The organism is Stenotrophomonas sp. YJH_SMC_8, from assembly GCF_059371315.1.
On sequence record NZ_JCAFUL010000002.1, the window covers coordinates 147,991 to 166,478 of the forward strand.

Genomic DNA, 18,488 nt, shown 5'->3' on the forward strand with positions numbered 1-18,488 from the left:
TGTGCATCGGTCAAAGTTCGCGGACCAGGGCGCCATCACGCAACCGGTACTGCGCGTCAACCACGCCGTCGGGCAGGTCGTCGTGGGTGATCATCAGCAGGCTGCGCCCGTCCAGCAACCCGGAAAGATCCTGCAGCAGCGCACGTGCCGTATCCACGTCCAGGCCTTCGGTGGGCTCGTCCAGCAGCAGGATCGGCGCATTGCGCAGCAGCGCGCGCGCCAGCGCCAGGCGCCGCGCCTGGCCGGCCGACATCGTCGCGCCGTTCTCGCCCACCCAGGTCTGCAGGCCACCATTCCGCTCGGCCCATTCACCCAGGCGCACGCGGCGCAGCACCGCCCACAAGGCGGCATCGCTGGCATCGGGATCACCCAATCGCAGGTTCTCGGCCACGCTGCCGGCAAACACCGGCGCGTTCTGCGGCAGCCATGCCAGTTGCTGGTGCCAATCAGCCTGACAGAAATCACGCAGGTCGCGGCCGCCATAGGTCAGTCGTCCCTGCTGAGGATCCCATAGCCGCAGCAGCAGGCTGGACAGGGTGGTCTTGCCACTGCCGCTGTCGCCGCGGATGGCGATTCGTTCGCCCGGCGCGAGGGTCAACTGCAGGCCGGACAACACCGGTCGCGCCGCGCCCGGCCACTGGAAATGCACGTCATCCCAATGCACGCGCGCGGCCTGCGGCACTGCCTGCGGCGCCTGCGGATCCTCCACCGTCGGCGGTTGCTCGACGATGGCCTGCAGGCGATCGGCGGCGATGCGCCCGGCCTGCAGCGACTGCCAGGCCAGGCCCATGCCCGCCCACAGTTCGATCAGTGCCACGGTGAGGAACACCAGGCCCGCCGCCATTTCCGGCGCGATGCGCTGCTGTTCGGCCGCGAGGAGCGCCAGCGCCAGCATCGCCACCAGCCCCAGCCCCGCGACCACGCCATGCAGGGTCGAGGCTGCGATCAGGCGCCAGCGCCGACGACGATCACGCGCGGCCAGCTGCTTGGCGGCCACGCGCACCTTCAGCTGCCAGGCCGCATCGGCATGCAGCGCGGCCAGATCGCCCGCACCCTCCAACCCTTCAAAGGCGGCGGTGCGCAGTGCAGCACGATGCGCGGCACGGTCGGCCTCTTCATCGTCGCGGCCACGCACACCCAGCCACGGCACGCCGAAGGCGATCAGCAGCGCCAGCACCGCCAGCAGCACCGCTGCCGAGGGCAGTATCAGCGCCGCCGATGCAACCGCCACCAGCGACAGCGCGCCCAACGCCACCAGTGGCCCGATCGCACGTACCAGCAGGCCATCCACTTCACCGATGTCACCGAGCAGGCGCGCCAGAAGTTCGCCGGTGCGCGTAGCCCCCAACCGTGCGGGTGCCAGCGGCAACGCGCGGCGGAAGAACCACACGCGCAGGTCGCGGGCGATGCGCAGGGTGGCATCGTGGCCGACCAGCTTCTCGAAGTAGCGCGACACGATGCGTGCCATCGTCAGCCCGCGGATACCCGCGGACGGCGAGAAGAAGTTGAAGCCCTGGCCGAGGCCGGCCGCACCAGCCAATGCGGCGGCGGTGAGGAAGCCACCGGACAGGCCCAGCAATGCAGTGCCGGCCAGCATGGTGGTCCACAACAGCAGGATCGTCAGCAGCAGGCGCGGCCGATGACGCAGGAACACCGCACGCAGCGAATCAGGCGAGCGGCTCATGCGCGCACCGCCTGCGCCGGTTCCACCAGGCGACCTTCCGGCAACAGCAGGCAACGGTCGGCCCAGGCGATCACCGCCGGGCTGTGGGTGGCGACCACCACGCTGCGGCCTCGTGCATAGGCCGCCAGGCTGCGCAGCAGGGCCGCTTCGGTATCGGCATCGAGAAACGCGGTGGGTTCGTCCAGCAACAGCACCTGCGGGTCGCGCAGCAACAACCGGGCCAGGCCGATGCGACGGGCTTCGCCGCCGGACAGGCCGAAGCCACGTTCGCCGATCACCGTATCCAGTCCCTGTGGCAGGCGCTGTGCGAACTGAAGCACCTGCGCGGCCTCGGCCACCGCACGCAGGCGCGCATCGCTGGCACCCGGATCGGCTAGGCGCAGGTTGTCGGCAATGCTGCCGTGGAACAGGTACGGGCGCTGGCTGGCATAGGCCACCTGCACGCCAGGACGCAGCTGCAGTTTGCCGGCGCGCGGTGGCAGCCAGCCGGCCAGCGCTTCCAGCAAGGTGCTTTTGCCGGACCCGCTGGGACCGACCAGGGCCAGGCGCTGGCCCGGCTCCAGCAGCACGTCCAGATCGTGCAGCACATCATGCGGCGCGCCCAACGGGCGAAGCACCAGGCCCTGTGCCTGCAGCGGCGGCAATGCAGCTTCGGCCGGTTCCACCGCCAGCGGTGCGATCTCGTTCTCGATCAGGCCCTGCTCCTCGGGCAGAGACTGCAGCAGCCGTTCCACCTCGGCAGCAGCGGCCAGTGCGTTGGCACGATCGTGGTAGTGCGCGGCCAGGCGCCGCAGCGGCGCGTAGAACTCCGGCGCCAGCAGCAGGCAGAACAGGCCCGCGCCCAGCGTCGGCACCATCGAGTGCAGCGACATCATGCCCAGGTAGCTCAGGCCCAGGTACAGCGCGACCATCGCCACGCTCACCGAGGCGAAGAATTCCAGCACCGTGGACGACAGGAAGGCGATGCGCAGCACCTTCAGGGTGCGCACGCGCACCCCTTCGGCGGCGGCCTCGATACCTTCCAGCTCGGCCTCGCCACGGCCATACAGGCGCAGCAGGCCCAGGCCCTTGATGCGATCAGCGAAGTGGCCGCTCATCCTCGCCAGTTCGCCCAGCTGGGCACGACCGGCGGCTTCGGCGCCCCAGCCCACCAGCATCATGAAGAACGGCACCAGTGGTGCGGTGAACAGCAGGATCAGCGCCACCACCCAATCAACCCACGCCACCGCGGCCAGGATCAGCAGTGGCACCACCACCACTTCGGTGCGCACCGGCAGGAAGCCACTGTAATAGTTCTCGATCGCATCGCCGTGATGCAGCATCAGTTCGCCCAGCTCACCGGTGCGGCGTTGCCGCAGCCACAGCGGGCCATGCCCGAGCAGTCGCGCGAACACGCGCTCGCGCAGGGCCAGCCGTGCGGCATCGGCCACATCACCGGCGGCAGCCTGGGTGGCGCTGCCGAGCAGCGTGCGCAGCACCAGGACCAGCGCCAGCCCACCCAGCACCGGCAGGCCCGATGCCAACGGTGCGCGCTCCACCAGCACCTGCTGCACCAGCCAGGCAATGGCGGCAGCCTGGCCGATCAACAGCGCTCCGGACAGGCTGATGCACAGCGCCGCCAGGCGCTGGCGGCCTCGAGCGGTGCGTGCCAGGTCAGCCAGCCAAGCCGTGCGTACGCGCCGCTGGCGGGCGGTTTCAGCTTCCGGGGAAAGGCCGTCAGGGGTCGTTTCGGCAGCGCTCAAGGGGTCTTCACGGGCATCGGGGGAGACACGGCATTGTAGGCGCAGGCAACAGCCCGCCCCTGCGGCCGGCGGTCGCAGTCTTCATCAGGTTCGCATACGATCCCTTCGCATACCTGTTCATACATTGATCTGGATCAAGGCTGTTTGAAGTAGTCGGTCACATCATTCACGTCGTAGACCACCCTTCCCGCCACCTGCAACGGCACTATCCAACGAGGTAGCCAGGCCATGATTGATCAGACAGTCGTAGAACTGTCGCGGCTGCAATTCGCGCTGACCGCGATGTACCACTTCCTATTCGTACCGCTCACCCTCGGCCTGTCCTTCATGGTGGCCATCATGGAGAGCGTGTACGTGATGACCGGCAAGGAGATCTGGCGCAGGATGACCCTGTTCTGGGGCGTCCTGTTCGGCATCAACTTCGCCATGGGCGTTGCCACCGGCATCGTCATGGAATTCCAGTTCGGCATGAACTGGTCCTACTACAGCCACTACGTGGGTGACATCTTCGGTGCGCCGCTGGCGATCGAAGGCCTGATGGCCTTCTTCCTGGAGGCCACCTTCGTCGGCCTGTTCTTCTTCGGCTGGAACCGCCTCACCAAGGTCAAGCACCTGATGGTGACCTGGCTGATGGCGCTGGGCACCAACCTGTCGGCAATCTGGATCCTGGTGGCCAATGGCTGGATGCAGAACCCGACCGGTGCGGTGTTCAACCCGGAAACCATGCGCATGGAAGTGGTCGACTTCATGGCGGTGGTGTTCAACCCGGTGGCGCAGGCCAAGTTCGTGCACACCGTCAGCGCCGGCTACGTGACCGGTGCGGTGTTCGTGATGGCGATCAGCGCGCTGTTCCTGCTGCGCAACAAGCACAAGGACCTGGCCCGTCGTTCGTTCGCGGTGGCCGCGGCGTTCGGCCTGCTGTCATCGCTGTCGGTGGTCGTGCTGGGTGACGAGAGCGGCTACGCCGCCAGCGAACACCAGAAGATGAAGCTGGCCGCGATCGAAGCGATGTGGGAGACCGAGCGTGCGCCGGCCGACTTCACCGCCTTCGGCATCCCGAACCAGGAAACCCACCAGAACGACTATGCGGTGAAGATCCCCTACCTGATGGGCCTGATCGCCACCCGCTCGTTGAACCAGCCGATTCCGGGCATCCTGGAGCTGGTCGAGCGCGCCGAACACCGCGTGCGTGGCGGCCAGCTGGCCTACGGTGCATTGGAACGCCTGCGCGCCAACAAGAACGACGTTGAAGCACGCGAGATGTTCGACCGCCACTGGCAGGACCTGGGCCACGGCCTGCTGCTCAAGCGCTACCGCGACGACATCCTCAACGCCACCCCGCAGGAAATCTCGCAGGCGGCGATGGACACCGTGCCGCGCGTGATGCCGCTGTTCTGGACCTTCCGCGTGATGGCCGGCCTCGGCTTCTACCTGATCGCCTTCTTCGCACTGGCCTTCTACTACTCCTGCCGCAACAACTTCCAGGACAAGCGCTGGTTCCTCACGCTGGCCCTGTGGACGCTGCCGGCACCGTGGATCGCGATCGAGTGCGGCTGGTTCGTGGCCGAGTATGGTCGCCAGCCGTGGGCGGTCGATGGCGTGCTGCCGACCTTCTATGCGGCATCGGGCCTGGCCCTGCATGAAATCGTGCTGACCCTGGCAGGCTTCACCGCAATCTACACCGCGCTGATCGTGGTCGAGATCAAGCTGATGCTCAAGGCGATCCGCAAGGGTCCGGACGAGGTGCTGCCGTCGCTGCAGTCGCCCCAGCCGCATGCTTCCCACAATGCCTCGGCGCCGGCCGCCGGCCAGGCCTGAGGCAGGAGAACCAAGATGGATTTCATTCTTCTGGACTACACCACGCTGCGCGTGATCTGGTGGCTGCTGCTCGGCATCCTGCTGATCGGTTTCGCCGTGATGGATGGTTTCGACCTGGGCGTGGGCACCCTGCTGCCCTTCGTCGCCCGCAACGACGCCGAGCGCCGGCTGGTGATCAACACCATCGGCCCGGTGTGGGAAGGCAACCAGGTGTGGCTGATCCTGGGCGGCGGCGCGATCTTCGCCGCCTGGCCGCCGCTGTATGCGGTCAGTTTCTCCGGGTTCTACCTGGCGATGTTCGTGATCCTGTTCGCGCTGATCCTGCGTCCGGTCGGTTTCAAGTTCCGCAGCAAGATGCCCAGCGAACGCTGGCGCAACACCTGGGACTGGGCGCTGTTCATCGGTGGCTTCATCCCGGCGCTGATCATGGGCGTGGCGGTGGGCAACGTGGTGCTGGGCGTGCCGTTCCACTTCGATGACAGCATGCGCATCTTCTACACCGGCTCGTTCTTCGGCCTGCTGATGCCCTTCGCGCTGCTGGCCGGCCTGCTCAGCGTGTCGATGCTGGTCGCCCACGGTGCCGCCATGCTGGTACTGAAGACCGACGGCCCGGTGGCCGAACGTGCAGCCCGTTTCGGCAGCATCGCCGCGATCATCGCCTTCGTGCTGTTCGCCGTGGGCGGTGCCTGGGTGGCCTTTGGCCTGCCGGGTTACCAGATCACCTCGCAGGTGGTTACCGATGGCGCCACCAATCCGCTGCTGAAGACCGCCGAACTCGGCGCCGCCGGTGGCTGGATGCGCAATTACAGCGCGATGCCGGCCACGATCCTGGCACCGCTGCTGGGCCTGGCCGGCCTGCTGGCCAGTGCGGTGCTGCTGCGTGCCCGTCGCGGCGGGCTGGCCTTCATCGCTTCCGGTGCGGCCATCGCCGGCATCATCCTGACCGTCGGTTTCGCCATCTTCCCGTTCCTGCTGCCGTCCTCGAGCCAGCCCACCTCCAGCCTGACCGTGTGGGACGCCTCGTCCAGCCACCTGACCCTGTGGATCATGCTGCTGGCCACGGCGGTGTTCCTGCCGATCATCCTCGCCTACACCACCTGGGTGTACCGCGTGCTGAAGGGCAAGACCACCACCGAAGAGATGGGCAACAACCCGAACGCTTACTGATTGACGGTGTGCCGGCCCACGGCCGGCACATCCCTTGAACAAAGGAGATCGACCATGTGGTATTTCGCCTGGATTCTCGGTGCCGGCCTCGCCTCGACGGTGGCCATCCTCAACGGCATGTGGTTCGAAGCCCGCGAGCAGAACCGCATCGAGAAGGAAAATCGTCGCTGAGCTGTAAAAAAACCTTGCCGCCTTGGCCTTCACACGGTATCTTAGGCGGCTCCTTCGGGGTGTAGCTCAGTCTGGTAGAGCGCTACGTTCGGGACGTAGAGGTCGCAGGTTCGAATCCTGTCTCCCCGACCACTCACGTGGTCGCATTGAAGCCTGGTGAAGTCATCCAGGCTTTTTTGTTCCCTGAAGTGGCACTGCTTCGGCAGTGTGAAGAAAACAGCATTTACCCCTTGCCGCCATCGGGGTGAATCGCTAGAATAGGCGGCTCCCTTCGGGGTGTAGCTCAGTCTGGTAGAGCGCTACGTTCGGGACGTAGAGGTCGCAGGTTCGAATCCTGTCTCCCCGACCACTTCGGTGGTCACCAAGAAGCCTGGAAGACATCACTGTCCTCCGGGTTTTTTTGTATCCAGCGCCCGGCGCGCCCGCATGACGGGACCTTGCCGGACCGCACACGTACAATGGCCGCGCTGCCGGCCCGCCTGCAGCCACTCCCCCACCTGCCGCTTCGGCGTAGACCGATGCCGGCGCTGCATGCCATTGCTCCGGCGTGCGACACCTGCAAGGACCACCGATGAGTTCCTCCACTTCCGATTCGCCGTCGCTGCTGCACGGTCGTGTCCTCGCTTTCGCCGCCATCCTGCTGGCGGCGATCAACCTGCGCACCGCCGTCACCTCGATCACCCCGCTGCTCGACGTACTGGGCCAGCAGTTCGGCTTCGGCACCACCATGACCGGTGTGCTGGGCATGTTGCCGACCGCCTCGTTCGCGCTGTTCGGCGTGGCCACGCCGGCACTGGCACGGCGCCTCGGCCTGGAGCGCACCACCCTGCTGGCGATGGTGATGGCGATGGCCGGCCTGCTGCTGCGCTCCAGCGCCGGCAATGTCGGCACGCTGCTGCTGGGGTCGGTGCTGGCGCTGGCCGGCATGGGCATCGGCAACGTGGTGGTACCGCCGCTGGTGAAGCGCTACTTCGCCAACAAGGTCGGCACCATGAGCACGCTCTACATCAGCGTGCTGCAGCTGGGCACGATGCTGCCGGCGCTGCTGGCGGTGCCAGTGGCCAACGCCGCTGGCTGGCGCGTCTCGCTGGGCATGTGGGCGCTGCTCGCGCTGGCCGCGGCACTGCCGTGGCTGGTGCTGGCCAGGCGCGCACCGAAGCCGCAGGCGGACGCCACCGATCCGACCGCGCAGCCGCATGGGAAAGTCTGGCGCACCTCGCTGGGCTGGAGCATGACGCTGATGTTCGGCATGACCTCGCTGATGACCTATTCGATGTTCACCTGGCTGCCACGCATCGTGGTCGAGGCCGGTGGCACGCCGGCCTTCGGTGGCGTGATGGTGGCGGTGTTCTCGGCATTGGGGCTGCTGCCTTCACTGGTCATCCCGTCGATGGCGGTTCGCATGCAGAACCCGTTCCCGCTGGTGCTGATCGGCTTCTTCTCGTTCGTGATCGCCTTCACCGGCCTGCTGCTGGCACCGATGAAGGCCCCGCTGCTGTGGGCCTGCCTGCTCGGCGTCGGTCCGTCCACCTTCCCGCTGGCGCTGACCCTGATCAACCTGCGCACGCGCACCCCCACCGGCTCGGCGGCGCTGTCCGGCTTCATGCAGGGCGTGGGCTACAGCTTCAGCTGCCTGGGGCCGTTCCTCGTCGGCTGGCTGCATACGGTCAGCAATGGCTGGACGCTCCCGTTCAGCTTCCTGTTCGGCTGCGCCACCCTGATGCTGTGCGCCTCCTGGGTGGCCTGCAAGCCACGCAAACTGGAAGACCTCTGGTAAGCCATCGAGGGACCGCACGCCGGCCCCGCCCGCCGCTCGTCAGCCATTCCAGGAAAATTGACGCCGGACTGACAATTCCGGGCGGATAGTGCCCACGAATGCCCATCCTTGCCGCGTGCCGGCATTGGGCATGGGGGCGGCCTGGCCGCCCAGGCCACCACTCGGTGTGCGGGGGATTCTCGCTTCAGACAACACATTGCAGGTCGCTGTCCGGGTTGTACCCGTCCTTGCTGGGCGGGAGTGCACGAAGGGAGTGACGCAGGGCACGGCCACCCCAAAAGCTGGCATGTGATGTGCGTCACATTTTTCACGGTTGTCTGGTCAGGAAGCCAAGGGGGTCCCCAATGGTTGTCCACCGTCGGCTGGCGCTTTGCGTCGGCCTCGCCTGCACTGCCCTGGCCTGGGCCAGCAGCGCTGCCCCGCCCGATCGCGAGGCGGCCCTGGCCGAGATCGGCCGCTACCGCGACCAGGCCCGATGGCTGGATGCGCTGGGCGCCATCGAGCGTGCCAGCCAGCAACAGCCCAATGACGATCTGCTGTTCAAGCTGCGCGTGCTGACCCTGGGCGACATCGGCAATGCATGGCGCGCATGGGAGCTGTACCAGCAGCGTCCGCAGCTGTTCGACGCTGCCCAGAAGCAACGCCTGGAGGGCGACTACCTGGCCAAGCTGGTGGTGTGGAGCCTGGCCTACAGCAGCAGCGAGGACAGCCGCCTGGAAGAGGCTGAATCGACCCTGGCACGCATGCAGCGCTACCTCGGCAGCGAAGGCACGCCGTCCGCCCAGGCCCCGCTGCGGATCCGCATGGACCGGCTGATCCTGCTCAACCGCCTGGGCCGCCATGCGCAGGTGCGCGAGGAAGCACGGGCCCTGCAGGCCGAAGGCCACACGCTGCCCGACTACGTGCTGCCCGCAGTAGGCGATTCGTTGATGGGCACCCTGCACCCGGAGGAAGCGATTCCGGTGCTGCAGGCAGCCGTCGCTGGCGATCCCTCGCGCGATGCCTCGCACTCGGAGCTGGCGTACGCCTATCTGGAAAGCGAACAGCAGGAAAAGGCCATCGACCTGCTGCAGGCATGGCGCGACAAGGAACCCGCGTGGCGCTGGAGCAACGGCAAGTCGCCGTACGCGAACTGGTCGCGCTACGAGGCCGACCTGAACCTGGCAATGGTGCGCGCCTACAGCGGCGACCTGCGCACCGCACAGCACGACCTGGAATCGATGGTCGACATCGCACCGGGCAACGGCGGCCTGCAGAGCGCACTGGGCAGCGTGTACATGATGCGCGGATGGCCACGCATGGCCCTGCAGCGCCAGCAGATGGCACATGCGCTGGACCCACGCGACATCGAGCCACGGCTCGGCATGGAAGAGGCGTACGTAGCGCTGCAACGCGATGATCTGGCGCGGCCGCTGCACGACGATCTGGTGGCACGCTACCCGACCCAACCCGCCGTCGAGCGCATGGACCAGGCCTGGCGCGTACATCGCGGTTGGCAACTGAAGGCATGGACCGACATTGGCCGCAGCTCCGGCGGTGGCGGCACATCGCCGCTGGGCAACAACGACCGTCACTACGGCATGGAAGTGCAGACGCCGGTGCTCGACGACCGCTGGCGGTTGTTCGCTTTCGCCGACAGGCGCTCGGTCGATTTCCAGGACCAGCGCATCGACCCGCTGTGGCTGGGTGCAGGCGTGCGCTATCGCTTCGGCCGACTGGATGCCGAAGCCGCCGCGCTGCGTGCCAACGACCACGTCGGCGATACCGGCCTGCGTCTCGGTGTCGGCTGGCAGTTCAACGATTACTGGCACGCCGGGCTGGTGGCCGCACGCAACGATCCGGAAGCCTCGATGCAGGCGCGCGTGGCCGGCATCACCGCTGACAGCGTGAGCGCGCAGGTCGACTACCGGCGCAGCGAGCTGACTCACTGGATGTTCGGCGCCAGCCGCTTCCGCTACGACGACGGCAACCACCGCGAACTGTTCAGCACCAGCGTTGAACAGCGCCTGCTGACCCGCCCGCGCTGGCTGATCGATGGCCTCGCCAGTGCCTACACCAGCCGCGGCAGCCGAGACGACGCGCCCTACTTCAACCCGAAGCGCGACCGCATGGTCGAGATCGGAATGCGCATCGACCAGCAGTTGTGGCGGCACTACGAGCGCCACTTCCGGCACCGGCTGACGGTCTCGCTGGGTGACTACTGGCAGGACGGCTTCGGCAGCGCGCTGGTCCCTTCGGTGTCCTACATGCACGAATGGCAGCTGGGCCAGGGCCGCGTGTTCGAGTACGGCGTGCGCTGGTCGCGGCCGGTCTACGACGGCCACCGCGAGCGTCATATCGGCTTCGAAGCCGCACTGCGCTGGGGAGAGTGACATGGCCCGCATCCTGCGACTGATCGTGCTCCTGCTGCTGTCCGCCGCGCCGCCGGCGTTCGCCCAGCAGGCCCTGCATCTCGATGCCATTGACAACGGCCTGCTGATCCTCAGCTACCACGACATCCGCGACCAGGTCGCGGCCAAGGGCGACGCCGATACCTACGCGGTGAGCACGCAGAACTTCGCCGCGCACCTGGACTGGCTGGGTGCGCACGGCTATCACCCGGTGTCCTTGTCGCAGGTGATCGACGCCTCACAGGGGCGCGCCACGCTGCCGCCAAAGCCCGTGCTGCTGACCTTCGATGACGGCCTGCGCAGCGTCTACGACAAGGCGTTCCCGCTGCTGCAGGCCTACCGCTACCCGGCGCTGGTGGCGGTGATCACCGATTACGTGGACATGGCACCGGGGCGCACCATCGACTATGGCTACCGGCCGTTCGGCCACGATGACTTCGTTACCTGGGCGCAGCTGAAGCAGATGCACGACAGCGGCCTGATCGAAGTGGCCAGCCATACCGACGACCTGCATCACGGTGTGCTTGCCAATCCGCAGGGTAATTCGACGCCAGCGGTGGTCACCCGCATCTACCGTCCAGCCACGCACAGCTACGAGAGCGAGGCGCAGTACGAGCAGCGCCTGCGCGCCGACCTCGGCCGTAGCGTGCAGCGCATCCAGCAGCACCTGGGCATACGCCCGCGCGCCATCGTCTGGCCCTATGCCGCCTACAACCAGCTGAGCAACGACATCGCCGAGCAGCTGGGCATGCCGGTATCCTTCGATCTGGAAGGCCGCAGCACGCCGGTGGCCAGCGACCTGCACGGGCTGGCGCGCTTCCTGGTCAGCGACAACCCGACCGTGGAGGGCTTGGCCTACGAGCTGCGCCGCGACGTTGCGCTCGACGGCATCCGCGCGTTGCAGGTCGACCTGGATGATGTGTACGACCCGGACCCGGCGCAGCAGGCGCGCAACCTCGATGCGCTGATCGAGCGGGTCAAGCGCATCTCGCCCACCCACGTCTACCTGCAGGCTTTCGCCGACCCCGACGGCAACAACACCGCCGACGCACTGTACTTCCCCAACCGGCACATGCCGATGCGCGCGGACCTGTTCAGCCGGGTCGCCTGGCAGCTGAAGTCGCGCGCGGGGGTGAAGGTATACGCCTGGCTGCCGGTGCTCGGGTTCGAGCTGCCCGATCCGGTACAGCGGAAGGCATTGGCGATCCACAACGGCGATGCCGACGGCATGTACCGGCTGGACTTCACCAACCCGAAGGCACGCCAGATCATGCTCGACATCTACGAGGATCTGGCCGTCAACTCGTACTTCGAAGGCCTGCTCTTCCATGATGATGGTTACCTGCGCGACACGGAACTGCCGGCGCTGGCGGCCGGTGACGATGGCAGCGCACGCACCCGGGCGCTGATCGACTTCACCCTGGCCCTGCGCGACAGTGCGCAGCGTTGGCGACCGAAGCTGGCGACAGTGCGCAACCTGTATGCCGAGCCGGTGTTGCGCCCGCAGAGTGAAGCCTGGTTTGCACAGCGCCTGGACCTGTTCAACAAGGCTTACGACCAGACCGCGCTGATGGCGATGCCATGGATGGAAGGCAGCAGGCACCCGGAACACTGGCTGGACCAGCTGCTGGCCGCGGTGCGCGCGCACGATCCCCAGCTGCAGCACACCCTGTTCGAACTGCAGACCGTGGATTGGCGCAGCGGCCAGCCGATTCCCGCCGAACGCCTGCGCGCGCAGATCCGCCAGCTGCAGGCGCAGGGCGTCCACCATTTCGCCTGGTACCCGGATGACTTCATCGCCGGCCAGCCTTCCACCCATGATGCCCGTGCGGCGATGTCCGCCGGCAACTTCCCGTACCCGGAGAAGTGACATGGACATGCATCCGCTGCTGCAGGTCCTGTTCCAGTTCGCCTTCTACTACCCGATGGTGATGGCGTTCTTCTGGATGTCGGGTGGCCTGTACTACTACTTCCGGCGCGAACGCCATTCGCGCCCGCGCAATGATCCTCCGTTGATGGTCGATCCACCGTTCGCAAGCCTGCTGATTCCCTGCCACAACGAATCGGAGAACCTGGACGACACCCTGGGGGCCGCGCTGGCGCAGCGCTATCCGGCCGACTACGAGGTGATCGCCATCGATGATGGCAGCAGTGACGACACCGGCGCCCGGCTCGATGTGCTGGCGGCGAAGCATCCACGGCTGCGCGTGCTGCACCTGGACCGCAACCTCGGCAAGGCCAATGCGCTGCGCATGGGGGCGCTGGCGGCACGCTCGGAGTACCTGGTGTGCATCGATGGCGATGCCATGCTGGAGGAACACGCCCTGCACTGGATGGTCTGGCACCTGGTCAGTGGCAACCGGGTCGGCGCGGTCACCGGCAACCCACGCATCCGCAACCGTTCCACCCTGCTCGGGCGCCTGCAGGTGGCCGAGTTCTCTTCGATCATCGGCATGATCAAGCGCGCGCAACGTGTCTACGGGCGCATCTTCACGATCTCCGGGGTCATCGCCGGCTTCCGCCGTACCGCGCTGCACGAGGTCGGCTGGTGGTCGGACGACATGGTGACCGAGGACATCGACATCAGCTGGCGCCTGCAGCGTGCGCATTGGGACATCCGCTACGAACCCAACGCGCTGTGCTTCATCCTGATGCCGGAAACGCTGAAGGGCCTGTGGCGGCAACGGCTGCGCTGGGCGCAGGGCGGCGTGGAAGTGATGCTGCGGCATGCGCGTTCACTGCTGAACTGGAAGGAGCGGCGCATGTGGGGCGTGCTGCTGGAGTATGTGCTGAGCGTGATCTGGGCCTACACCATGCTGTTCATCGTGGTGTTGTGGGTGCTGGGCAAGCTCATCGACATGCCGCCGCAGCTGTATATCGCCAGCCTGCTGCCGCAATGGCATGGCGTGATCCTGGCCCTGGTCTGCCTGCTGCAGTTCGCCAGCAGCCTGATCATCGACCGTCGTTACGAAACACAGATTGGACGCAACTACTTCTGGGTCATCTGGTACCCGATGGCGTACTGGCTGATCAGCCTTTCCACCACCCTGGTGGCGCTTCCCAAGACTCTGCTGCGCCGTCGCAGCAAGCGCGCTACCTGGACCAGCCCTGACCGGGGAATCCGATGAACGCACAACACCCGTCCAACCGCTTCGACTCGCGGATGATCCGCAAGCCACATCATCAACCGCGCTTCCAGCGCACCGCCTGGGGCTTCGTCACCCTGGCGTTCTGGGGGTTCTACTTCTACCTGTGGGCACCGTTGGTGACCCTGCTCTCGTGGCTGATCGGCGGGCAGATGGCCTGGCAGCAGCTGTACGAACGCAAGAACCAGTTCGACCCCTATGTGCTGGTCGCGCTGCCGCTGATGCTGCTGTGCGCAAGCGTGCTGCTGATCGGTTGGGCCGAATACAACCGTGCGCGTTTCCGTGGCCACGAACGGCGCCTGCCACGGCCACTGGCCAGCCTCAATGAAGTAGCCGCCGATCTCGGCGCCAGCACCGGCTTGGCCGAGCGGTTGCTGGGCTGCAAGTCCGCTACGCTGCACATGGATGAGCATGCGCGGCCGGTGGGCATCCGCCGCGAGGTGGTGTGACGCCCCGGTAGTCGCCGACCTTGGTCGGCATTTGCCTTGGTGGATGCCGACCTTGGCCGGCACCAGGGGTTGGTGGGTGCCAACCTTGGTCGGCACTGCGGCCTGCCGCGCAGAGCATCCACGCATGGCGTGGATCTACTTGCGCGTCTGCCCTTCGCCACGCACCACGAAACGCTCGACGGTGAGCGCCTCCAATCCCATCGGGCCGTAGGCATGCAGGCGCGTGGTGGAGATGCCGATTTCGCTGCCCAGGCCAAGCTGGCCGCCATCGGAAAAGCGCGATGAGGCATTCACCATCACCACCGCCGAGCGCAGCGCGTTGACGAAGCGTTCGGCATTGCCGGTATCTTCGGTGGCGATCACTTCGGTATGGTCAGAGGTGTAGGCGCGAATGTGCGTGATGGCCGCATCGAGATCGTCGACCACGCGCACCGCAAGTAACAGGTCGAGGAACTCGGCGGCGTAGTCCTCTTCGGTGGCTTCCGCGCTGCCCGGCAGCAGCGGCTGTGCGTTCGTATCGGCGCGCAGCTCCACGCCGCGCTCGCCGAGTACCTGCGCCACGCGCGGCAGGAAGGTTTCGGCCACATCACGGTGCACCAGCAGGGTCTCCAGCGAATTGCACGCCGCAGGACGACTGCACTTGCCATCCACCAGCAGATCGAGGGCCTTGTCCAGATCGGCGCTGGCATCGACGAACAGGTGGCAGACGCCCTTGTAGTGCTTGATCACCGGCACCCGCGCATGTTCGGCGACGAAACGGATCAGGCCTTCGCCACCGCGCGGAATCGCCAGGTCGATCAGCTCGTGCAGCTGCAGCAGTTCCAGCATCGCTTCGCGGCGCAGGTCGGTCAGCACCGTCACTGCTGCCGGTGGCACGCCGTTGGCCTTGAGCGCCCCCGCCAGCGCCTGTGCGATGGCGGTGTTGGAATGGATCGCTTCGGAGCCACCGCGCAGGATCACGCCATTGCCAGCCTTCAGGCACAGCGCGGCCGCTTCGGCGGTCACGTTCGGGCGCGCCTCGTAGATCATCGCGATCACGCCCAGCGGCACGCGCACCTTCTGCACGCGGATCCCGTTCGGGCGCACGTCGTCGCGGGTCACCTGGCCGACCGGATCTGGCAATCCGGCCACTTCGCGCACGGCCTCGGCCATCGCGAACAGGCGCGGCGGATCCAGTGCCAGGCGATCGAGCATGGCGCTGCCCACGCCTTTCCCGCGTGCAGCGGCAAGGTCGCGCGCGTTACCGGCCAGGATCAGCCCGGCATTCACTTCCAGTGCCTGTGCCATCGCCAGCAGCAGCGCGCGCCGGGCGTCACTGTCGAGACCGGCGACCACCTGGGCCGCGTCACGGCAGGCCCGCGCCTGCGCTTCGATGTCACTCATCGGAATATCCTTCAATGCGGTCATGGCAGCACCAGGTCGTCACGATGGACGACGCTGCCACCGTAGTTGTAGCCGAGCACGGCCTGGATGTCGCGCGAATGGCGGCCAGCGATGCGGCGCACGTCGTCCGCCGCGTACTGACTGACACCGCGGGCGATGCATACGCGCCCCTGCGATGCGTCCCAGCACACCTGCACCATGTCGCCACGGCGGAACGTCCCTTCCGCACCGGTGATGCCGCCAGGCAACAGCGAAGCGCCCTTCTCGCGCATCGCCTGTGCAGCACCGGCATCGATCAGAATCGCGCCTTCGGCCAGCGGTGCGTGCCGCAGCCAGTGCTTGCGTGCGGCCTCGCGGCTGCGCGCGGCGTGGATGCGGGTGCCGAACAGGCGATCCTGTGCCAGCGCGCGCACCACCTCCCCACTGCGTCCATTGAACAGGTAGGTCTCGATGCCGAGGCGACCCGCCTTGGCCGCCGCTTCCAGCTTGGTGCGCATGCCACCGGTACCGGCACGTGATCCCGCGCCCCCCGCCATCGCCAGCACTTCATCATTCAGTTCCGCAACGTCGTGCAGCGGCCGTGCGTCGGCATGCGAGCGCGGGTCGGCGCTGTACAGGCCGTCGATGTCGGTGGCAATGAACAGCGCATCGGCATCGACCAGCGCCGCCACCGTCGCCGCCAGATTATCGTTGTCGCCAAGCTTGAGTTCGTCCACCGACACGGTGTCGTTCTCGTTGACCACCGGCAGCGCGCCCAGCCGCAGCAGTTCGTTGAGGGTGGCGCGGGCGTTGAGGTAACGGCGGCGGTCGCGCAGGTCGTCATGGGTCAGCAGCACCTGCGCCACCGGGCGCTCGAAGAAGCGCTGCCAGAGGCCGATCAACTGGGCCTGACCAAGCGCCGCCAAGGCCTGCCGCGCCGCCATCGCTGCGCCCGGCTCATCGGCGCGCGGCAGGATCGCGCGTCCGGCCGCCACTGCGCCGGATGACACAATCACCACCTCGCGCCCGCCCAGCACGTTGGCCGAGACGAATTGGGCCAGGCCCAGTGCGTGGCGTGGCGACAGGCCGCCGCCATCGGCCGCCAGCAGGCTGCTGCCGACTTTCAGCACCGCGCGCCGCCACGGCGGCAGCGCCTGTTGCGGGAACGGCGAAGCGGCGTTGGCAGCGTGCAGGGTCATCGGTCAGGGCCTCAGCGGGTGTTCCATTCGTGCACGGTCAGGTCGGAGGCCTGCATCGTCACCAGCGGATCGGTGGCGACGATGGCCTGTGCCTGCGCCAGGCTGTCCACGTTGCACAGCACGTAGGCGCCACCACTGCCATCGGCGAAGCCGCCGGTCAGCTGCAGCTTGCCCTGGGCCTGCAACGCATCGAGGAAATCACGGTGCGGCTGCACGGCGGCGGCGTTGAAATCGGGCCGGCGCATGGCCAGCACCAGGTAGACCGTGCCCGCCATCAGGCCAGCGCCTGCCAGCGCGCACGCAGTTCATCCAGGCGCAGGTCGGCCGCCGAGCCCGGCGAAACGCGTGCGGCCAGGCTGCCTTCCGGCGTGCGCCCCTGCCCTGCACTGTCGGCACCGGCCGCGGCGGCCTTGTAGGCCTCGCGGAACGGCACGCCGGCCACGGCCGCTTCCACGGCGACGTCGGTGGCATACATGCCCGAATCGATCGCCACGCGCAGCTTGTCGTCACGCCATTCCAGGTTGGCCAGCAGCGCCGGCAGCAGTTCCAGCGCAGCCAGGCCGCGGCCGAAGCCGTGGAAGATGGCGCCCTTGGAAGACTGCAGGTCGCGGTGGTAGCCCGACGGCAGCGACAGCAGCTGCTCGATCTCGGTGCGCGCGGCGGCCACGCTGGCATGGGTCGCACGCATCAGCTCGATCACATCTGGGTTGCGCTTGTTGGGCATGATCGAGCTGCCGGTGGTGTACTGCGCCGGCAAGGCGACGAAGCCGAACTCCGCGCTGGTGAACAGCGACAGGTCCCAGGCGATGCGGCGCAGGTCCAGCGTGGCACCACCCAGTGCTTCCAGTGCAGCCAGCTCGAACTTGCCGCGCGACAGCTGCGCGTAGATCGGCGAGATCTGCATGCGTGCGAAGCCGAGCGCCGCCGTGGTGTGCTCTCGGTCCAGCGGCAGGTTCACGCCGTAGCCGGCGGCAGTGCCGAGCGGGTTGGCATCGACCAGTGCATGGGTGTCACGGGCGCGGATGGCATTGTCGATGAAGGCCTCGGCCCAGCCCGCCCACCACATGCCGGCCGAGGACACCACGGCGCGCTGGATGTGGGTGTAGCCGGGAATCGGCAGGTCCTTTTCGGCCTGCGCACGGTCCAGCGCGACCTTGGCCACTTCGGCGCTGAGCCGGGCCACGCGCTGCAGCTTCTCTTTCAGCCACAGGCGGGTGGCGACCAGGATCTGGTCGTTGCGGCTGCGGCCGGTGTGGATCTTGCGGCCGGCATCACCGAGGCGTTCGGTCAGGCGCGCTTCGATCGCCGAGTGGCCATCTTCGTACTGGGTATCCAGCACGAAGCGGCCTTCGCGGAAGTCCTGCGCCAGCACCTCCAGTTCGCGCAGCAGGCCAGCCAGCTCATCGGCACTGAGGATGCCGATGTGCTGCAGGCCCTGCGCATGCGCGGCGCTGGCGGCGATGTCGTGCAGGAAGAACTCGCGGTCGAGGATCACGTCGTCGCCGGCGAGGAAGGTCTGGATCTGGGCGTCGACAGCGACGCCGGGCTTCTGCCAAAGAAGGTCTGCCATGGGGGCTCCGGAA

Annotated in this window: 14 protein-coding genes and 2 tRNA genes; 10 read left to right on the top strand and 6 right to left on the bottom strand. The window is 67.1% G+C overall.

The features are described from left to right. Window positions 1–10 precede the first annotated feature (10 nt). Window positions 11–1,684, bottom strand: coding sequence for a thiol reductant ABC exporter subunit CydC (gene cydC, locus AC5P88_RS02600; protein ID WP_495224243.1), 1,674 nt, complete (start codon window positions 1,682–1,684; stop codon window positions 11–13). Further along, a complete protein-coding gene (gene cydD / locus AC5P88_RS02605) occupies window positions 1,681–3,426 on the bottom strand; it encodes a thiol reductant ABC exporter subunit CydD (RefSeq protein ID WP_111202855.1) in 1,746 nt (581 codons plus the stop codon). Before cydD ends, cydC begins: the two co-directional genes overlap by 4 nt. Before the next feature lie 228 nt (window positions 3,427–3,654). On the opposite strand from cydD, the gene AC5P88_RS02610 reads away from it, so the two are divergent. The 10 genes from AC5P88_RS02610 to pgaD all read left to right on the top strand — a co-directional run bounded on the left by AC5P88_RS02610 (window position 3,655) and on the right by pgaD (window position 14,344). Beyond that, window positions 3,655–5,244, top strand: coding sequence for a cytochrome ubiquinol oxidase subunit I (locus AC5P88_RS02610; protein WP_049431332.1), 1,590 nt, complete (start codon window positions 3,655–3,657; stop codon window positions 5,242–5,244). Window positions 5,245–5,259: 15 nt separating this feature from the next. After that, window positions 5,260–6,411: a cytochrome d ubiquinol oxidase subunit II gene (cydB, locus tag AC5P88_RS02615; RefSeq protein WP_005410353.1), complete on the top strand. Its 1,152-nt coding sequence runs from the start codon at window positions 5,260–5,262 to the stop codon at window positions 6,409–6,411. A 54-nt stretch (window positions 6,412–6,465) separates the two neighbouring features. Beyond that, window positions 6,466–6,582 (top strand): cytochrome bd-I oxidase subunit CydX, encoded by a 117-nt coding sequence (gene cydX, locus AC5P88_RS02620; protein ID WP_005410354.1) that lies wholly within the window; start codon window positions 6,466–6,468, stop codon window positions 6,580–6,582. 55 nt (window positions 6,583–6,637) lie between these two features. Beyond that, a tRNA-Pro gene (locus tag AC5P88_RS02625) sits at window positions 6,638–6,714 on the top strand. A 140-nt stretch (window positions 6,715–6,854) separates the two neighbouring features. Beyond that, a tRNA-Pro gene (locus tag AC5P88_RS02630) sits at window positions 6,855–6,931 on the top strand. Between the two features lie 222 nt (window positions 6,932–7,153). Then, a complete protein-coding gene (locus tag AC5P88_RS02635; RefSeq protein WP_049429605.1) occupies window positions 7,154–8,359 on the top strand; it encodes a CynX/NimT family MFS transporter in 1,206 nt (401 codons plus the stop codon). A 344-nt stretch (window positions 8,360–8,703) separates the two neighbouring features. Further along, a complete protein-coding gene (pgaA, locus tag AC5P88_RS02640) occupies window positions 8,704–10,731 on the top strand; it encodes a poly-beta-1,6 N-acetyl-D-glucosamine export porin PgaA (RefSeq protein ID WP_495224245.1) in 2,028 nt (675 codons plus the stop codon). Window position 10,732: 1 nt separating this feature from the next. Next, entirely contained in the window at window positions 10,733–12,619 is a 1,887-nt protein-coding gene (gene pgaB, locus AC5P88_RS02645; RefSeq protein ID WP_495224246.1) for a poly-beta-1,6-N-acetyl-D-glucosamine N-deacetylase PgaB, read from the top strand. A gap of 1 nt (window position 12,620) precedes the next feature. Beyond that, window positions 12,621–13,877, top strand: a complete 1,257-nt coding sequence (gene pgaC, locus AC5P88_RS02650) for a poly-beta-1,6-N-acetyl-D-glucosamine synthase (protein ID WP_111202860.1) — start codon at window positions 12,621–12,623, stop codon at window positions 13,875–13,877. Further along, complete coding sequence (gene pgaD, locus AC5P88_RS02655) at window positions 13,874–14,344, top strand: poly-beta-1,6-N-acetyl-D-glucosamine biosynthesis protein PgaD (RefSeq protein ID WP_106550061.1); 471 nt, start codon at window positions 13,874–13,876, stop codon at window positions 14,342–14,344. Before pgaC ends, pgaD begins: the two co-directional genes overlap by 4 nt. Window positions 14,345–14,479: 135 nt before the next feature. Here the strand turns inward: pgaD and AC5P88_RS02660 are convergent, their stop codons facing one another. The 4 genes from AC5P88_RS02660 to argH are packed head-to-tail and all read right to left on the bottom strand — an operon-like array spanning window position 14,480 to window position 18,475. Further along, a complete protein-coding gene (locus tag AC5P88_RS02660) occupies window positions 14,480–15,751 on the bottom strand; it encodes a glutamate-5-semialdehyde dehydrogenase (protein ID WP_495224247.1) in 1,272 nt (423 codons plus the stop codon). Further along, on the bottom strand, window positions 15,748–16,905 hold the full coding sequence (gene proB, locus AC5P88_RS02665) for a glutamate 5-kinase (RefSeq protein ID WP_495224248.1): 1,158 nt from the start codon (window positions 16,903–16,905) through the stop codon (window positions 15,748–15,750). The genes AC5P88_RS02660 and proB overlap by 4 nt, the downstream gene beginning before the upstream one ends. 11 nt (window positions 16,906–16,916) lie before the next feature. Further along, window positions 16,917–17,180 carry a YciI family protein gene (locus AC5P88_RS02670; RefSeq protein ID WP_103281852.1) on the bottom strand — a complete coding sequence of 88 codons (264 nt, stop codon included), beginning with the start codon at window positions 17,178–17,180 and terminating at the stop codon, window positions 16,917–16,919. After that, window positions 17,180–18,475 carry an argininosuccinate lyase gene (gene argH, locus AC5P88_RS02675; RefSeq protein WP_106550064.1) on the bottom strand — a complete coding sequence of 432 codons (1,296 nt, stop codon included), beginning with the start codon at window positions 18,473–18,475 and terminating at the stop codon, window positions 17,180–17,182. The genes AC5P88_RS02670 and argH overlap by 1 nt, the downstream gene beginning before the upstream one ends. Between the last annotated feature and the right edge of the window lie 13 nt (window positions 18,476–18,488).

What these genes read in the sequence shown, in the direction of transcription:
- pgaD (WP_106550061.1), top strand. Translation starts at nt 13,874, where the DNA reads ATGAACGCACAACACCCGTCCAACCGCTTCGACTCGCGGATGATCCGC.
- AC5P88_RS02635 (WP_049429605.1), top strand. Translation starts at nt 7,154, where the DNA reads ATGAGTTCCTCCACTTCCGATTCGCCGTCGCTGCTGCACGGTCGTGTC.
- cydB (WP_005410353.1), top strand. Translation starts at nt 5,260, where the DNA reads ATGGATTTCATTCTTCTGGACTACACCACGCTGCGCGTGATCTGGTGG.
- cydC (WP_495224243.1), bottom strand. Translation starts at nt 1,684, where the DNA reads ATGAGCCGCTCGCCTGATTCGCTGCGTGCGGTGTTCCTGCGTCATCGG.
- pgaB (WP_495224246.1), top strand. Translation starts at nt 10,733, where the DNA reads ATGGCCCGCATCCTGCGACTGATCGTGCTCCTGCTGCTGTCCGCCGCG.
- AC5P88_RS02660 (WP_495224247.1), bottom strand. Translation starts at nt 15,751, where the DNA reads ATGACCGCATTGAAGGATATTCCGATGAGTGACATCGAAGCGCAGGCG.
- AC5P88_RS02610 (WP_049431332.1), top strand. Translation starts at nt 3,655, where the DNA reads ATGATTGATCAGACAGTCGTAGAACTGTCGCGGCTGCAATTCGCGCTG.
- pgaC (WP_111202860.1), top strand. Translation starts at nt 12,621, where the DNA reads ATGGACATGCATCCGCTGCTGCAGGTCCTGTTCCAGTTCGCCTTCTAC.
- AC5P88_RS02670 (WP_103281852.1), bottom strand. Translation starts at nt 17,180, where the DNA reads ATGGCGGGCACGGTCTACCTGGTGCTGGCCATGCGCCGGCCCGATTTC.
- pgaA (WP_495224245.1), top strand. Translation starts at nt 8,704, where the DNA reads ATGGTTGTCCACCGTCGGCTGGCGCTTTGCGTCGGCCTCGCCTGCACT.
- argH (WP_106550064.1), bottom strand. Translation starts at nt 18,475, where the DNA reads ATGGCAGACCTTCTTTGGCAGAAGCCCGGCGTCGCTGTCGACGCCCAG.
- proB (WP_495224248.1), bottom strand. Translation starts at nt 16,905, where the DNA reads ATGACCCTGCACGCTGCCAACGCCGCTTCGCCGTTCCCGCAACAGGCG.
- cydX (WP_005410354.1), top strand. Translation starts at nt 6,466, where the DNA reads ATGTGGTATTTCGCCTGGATTCTCGGTGCCGGCCTCGCCTCGACGGTG.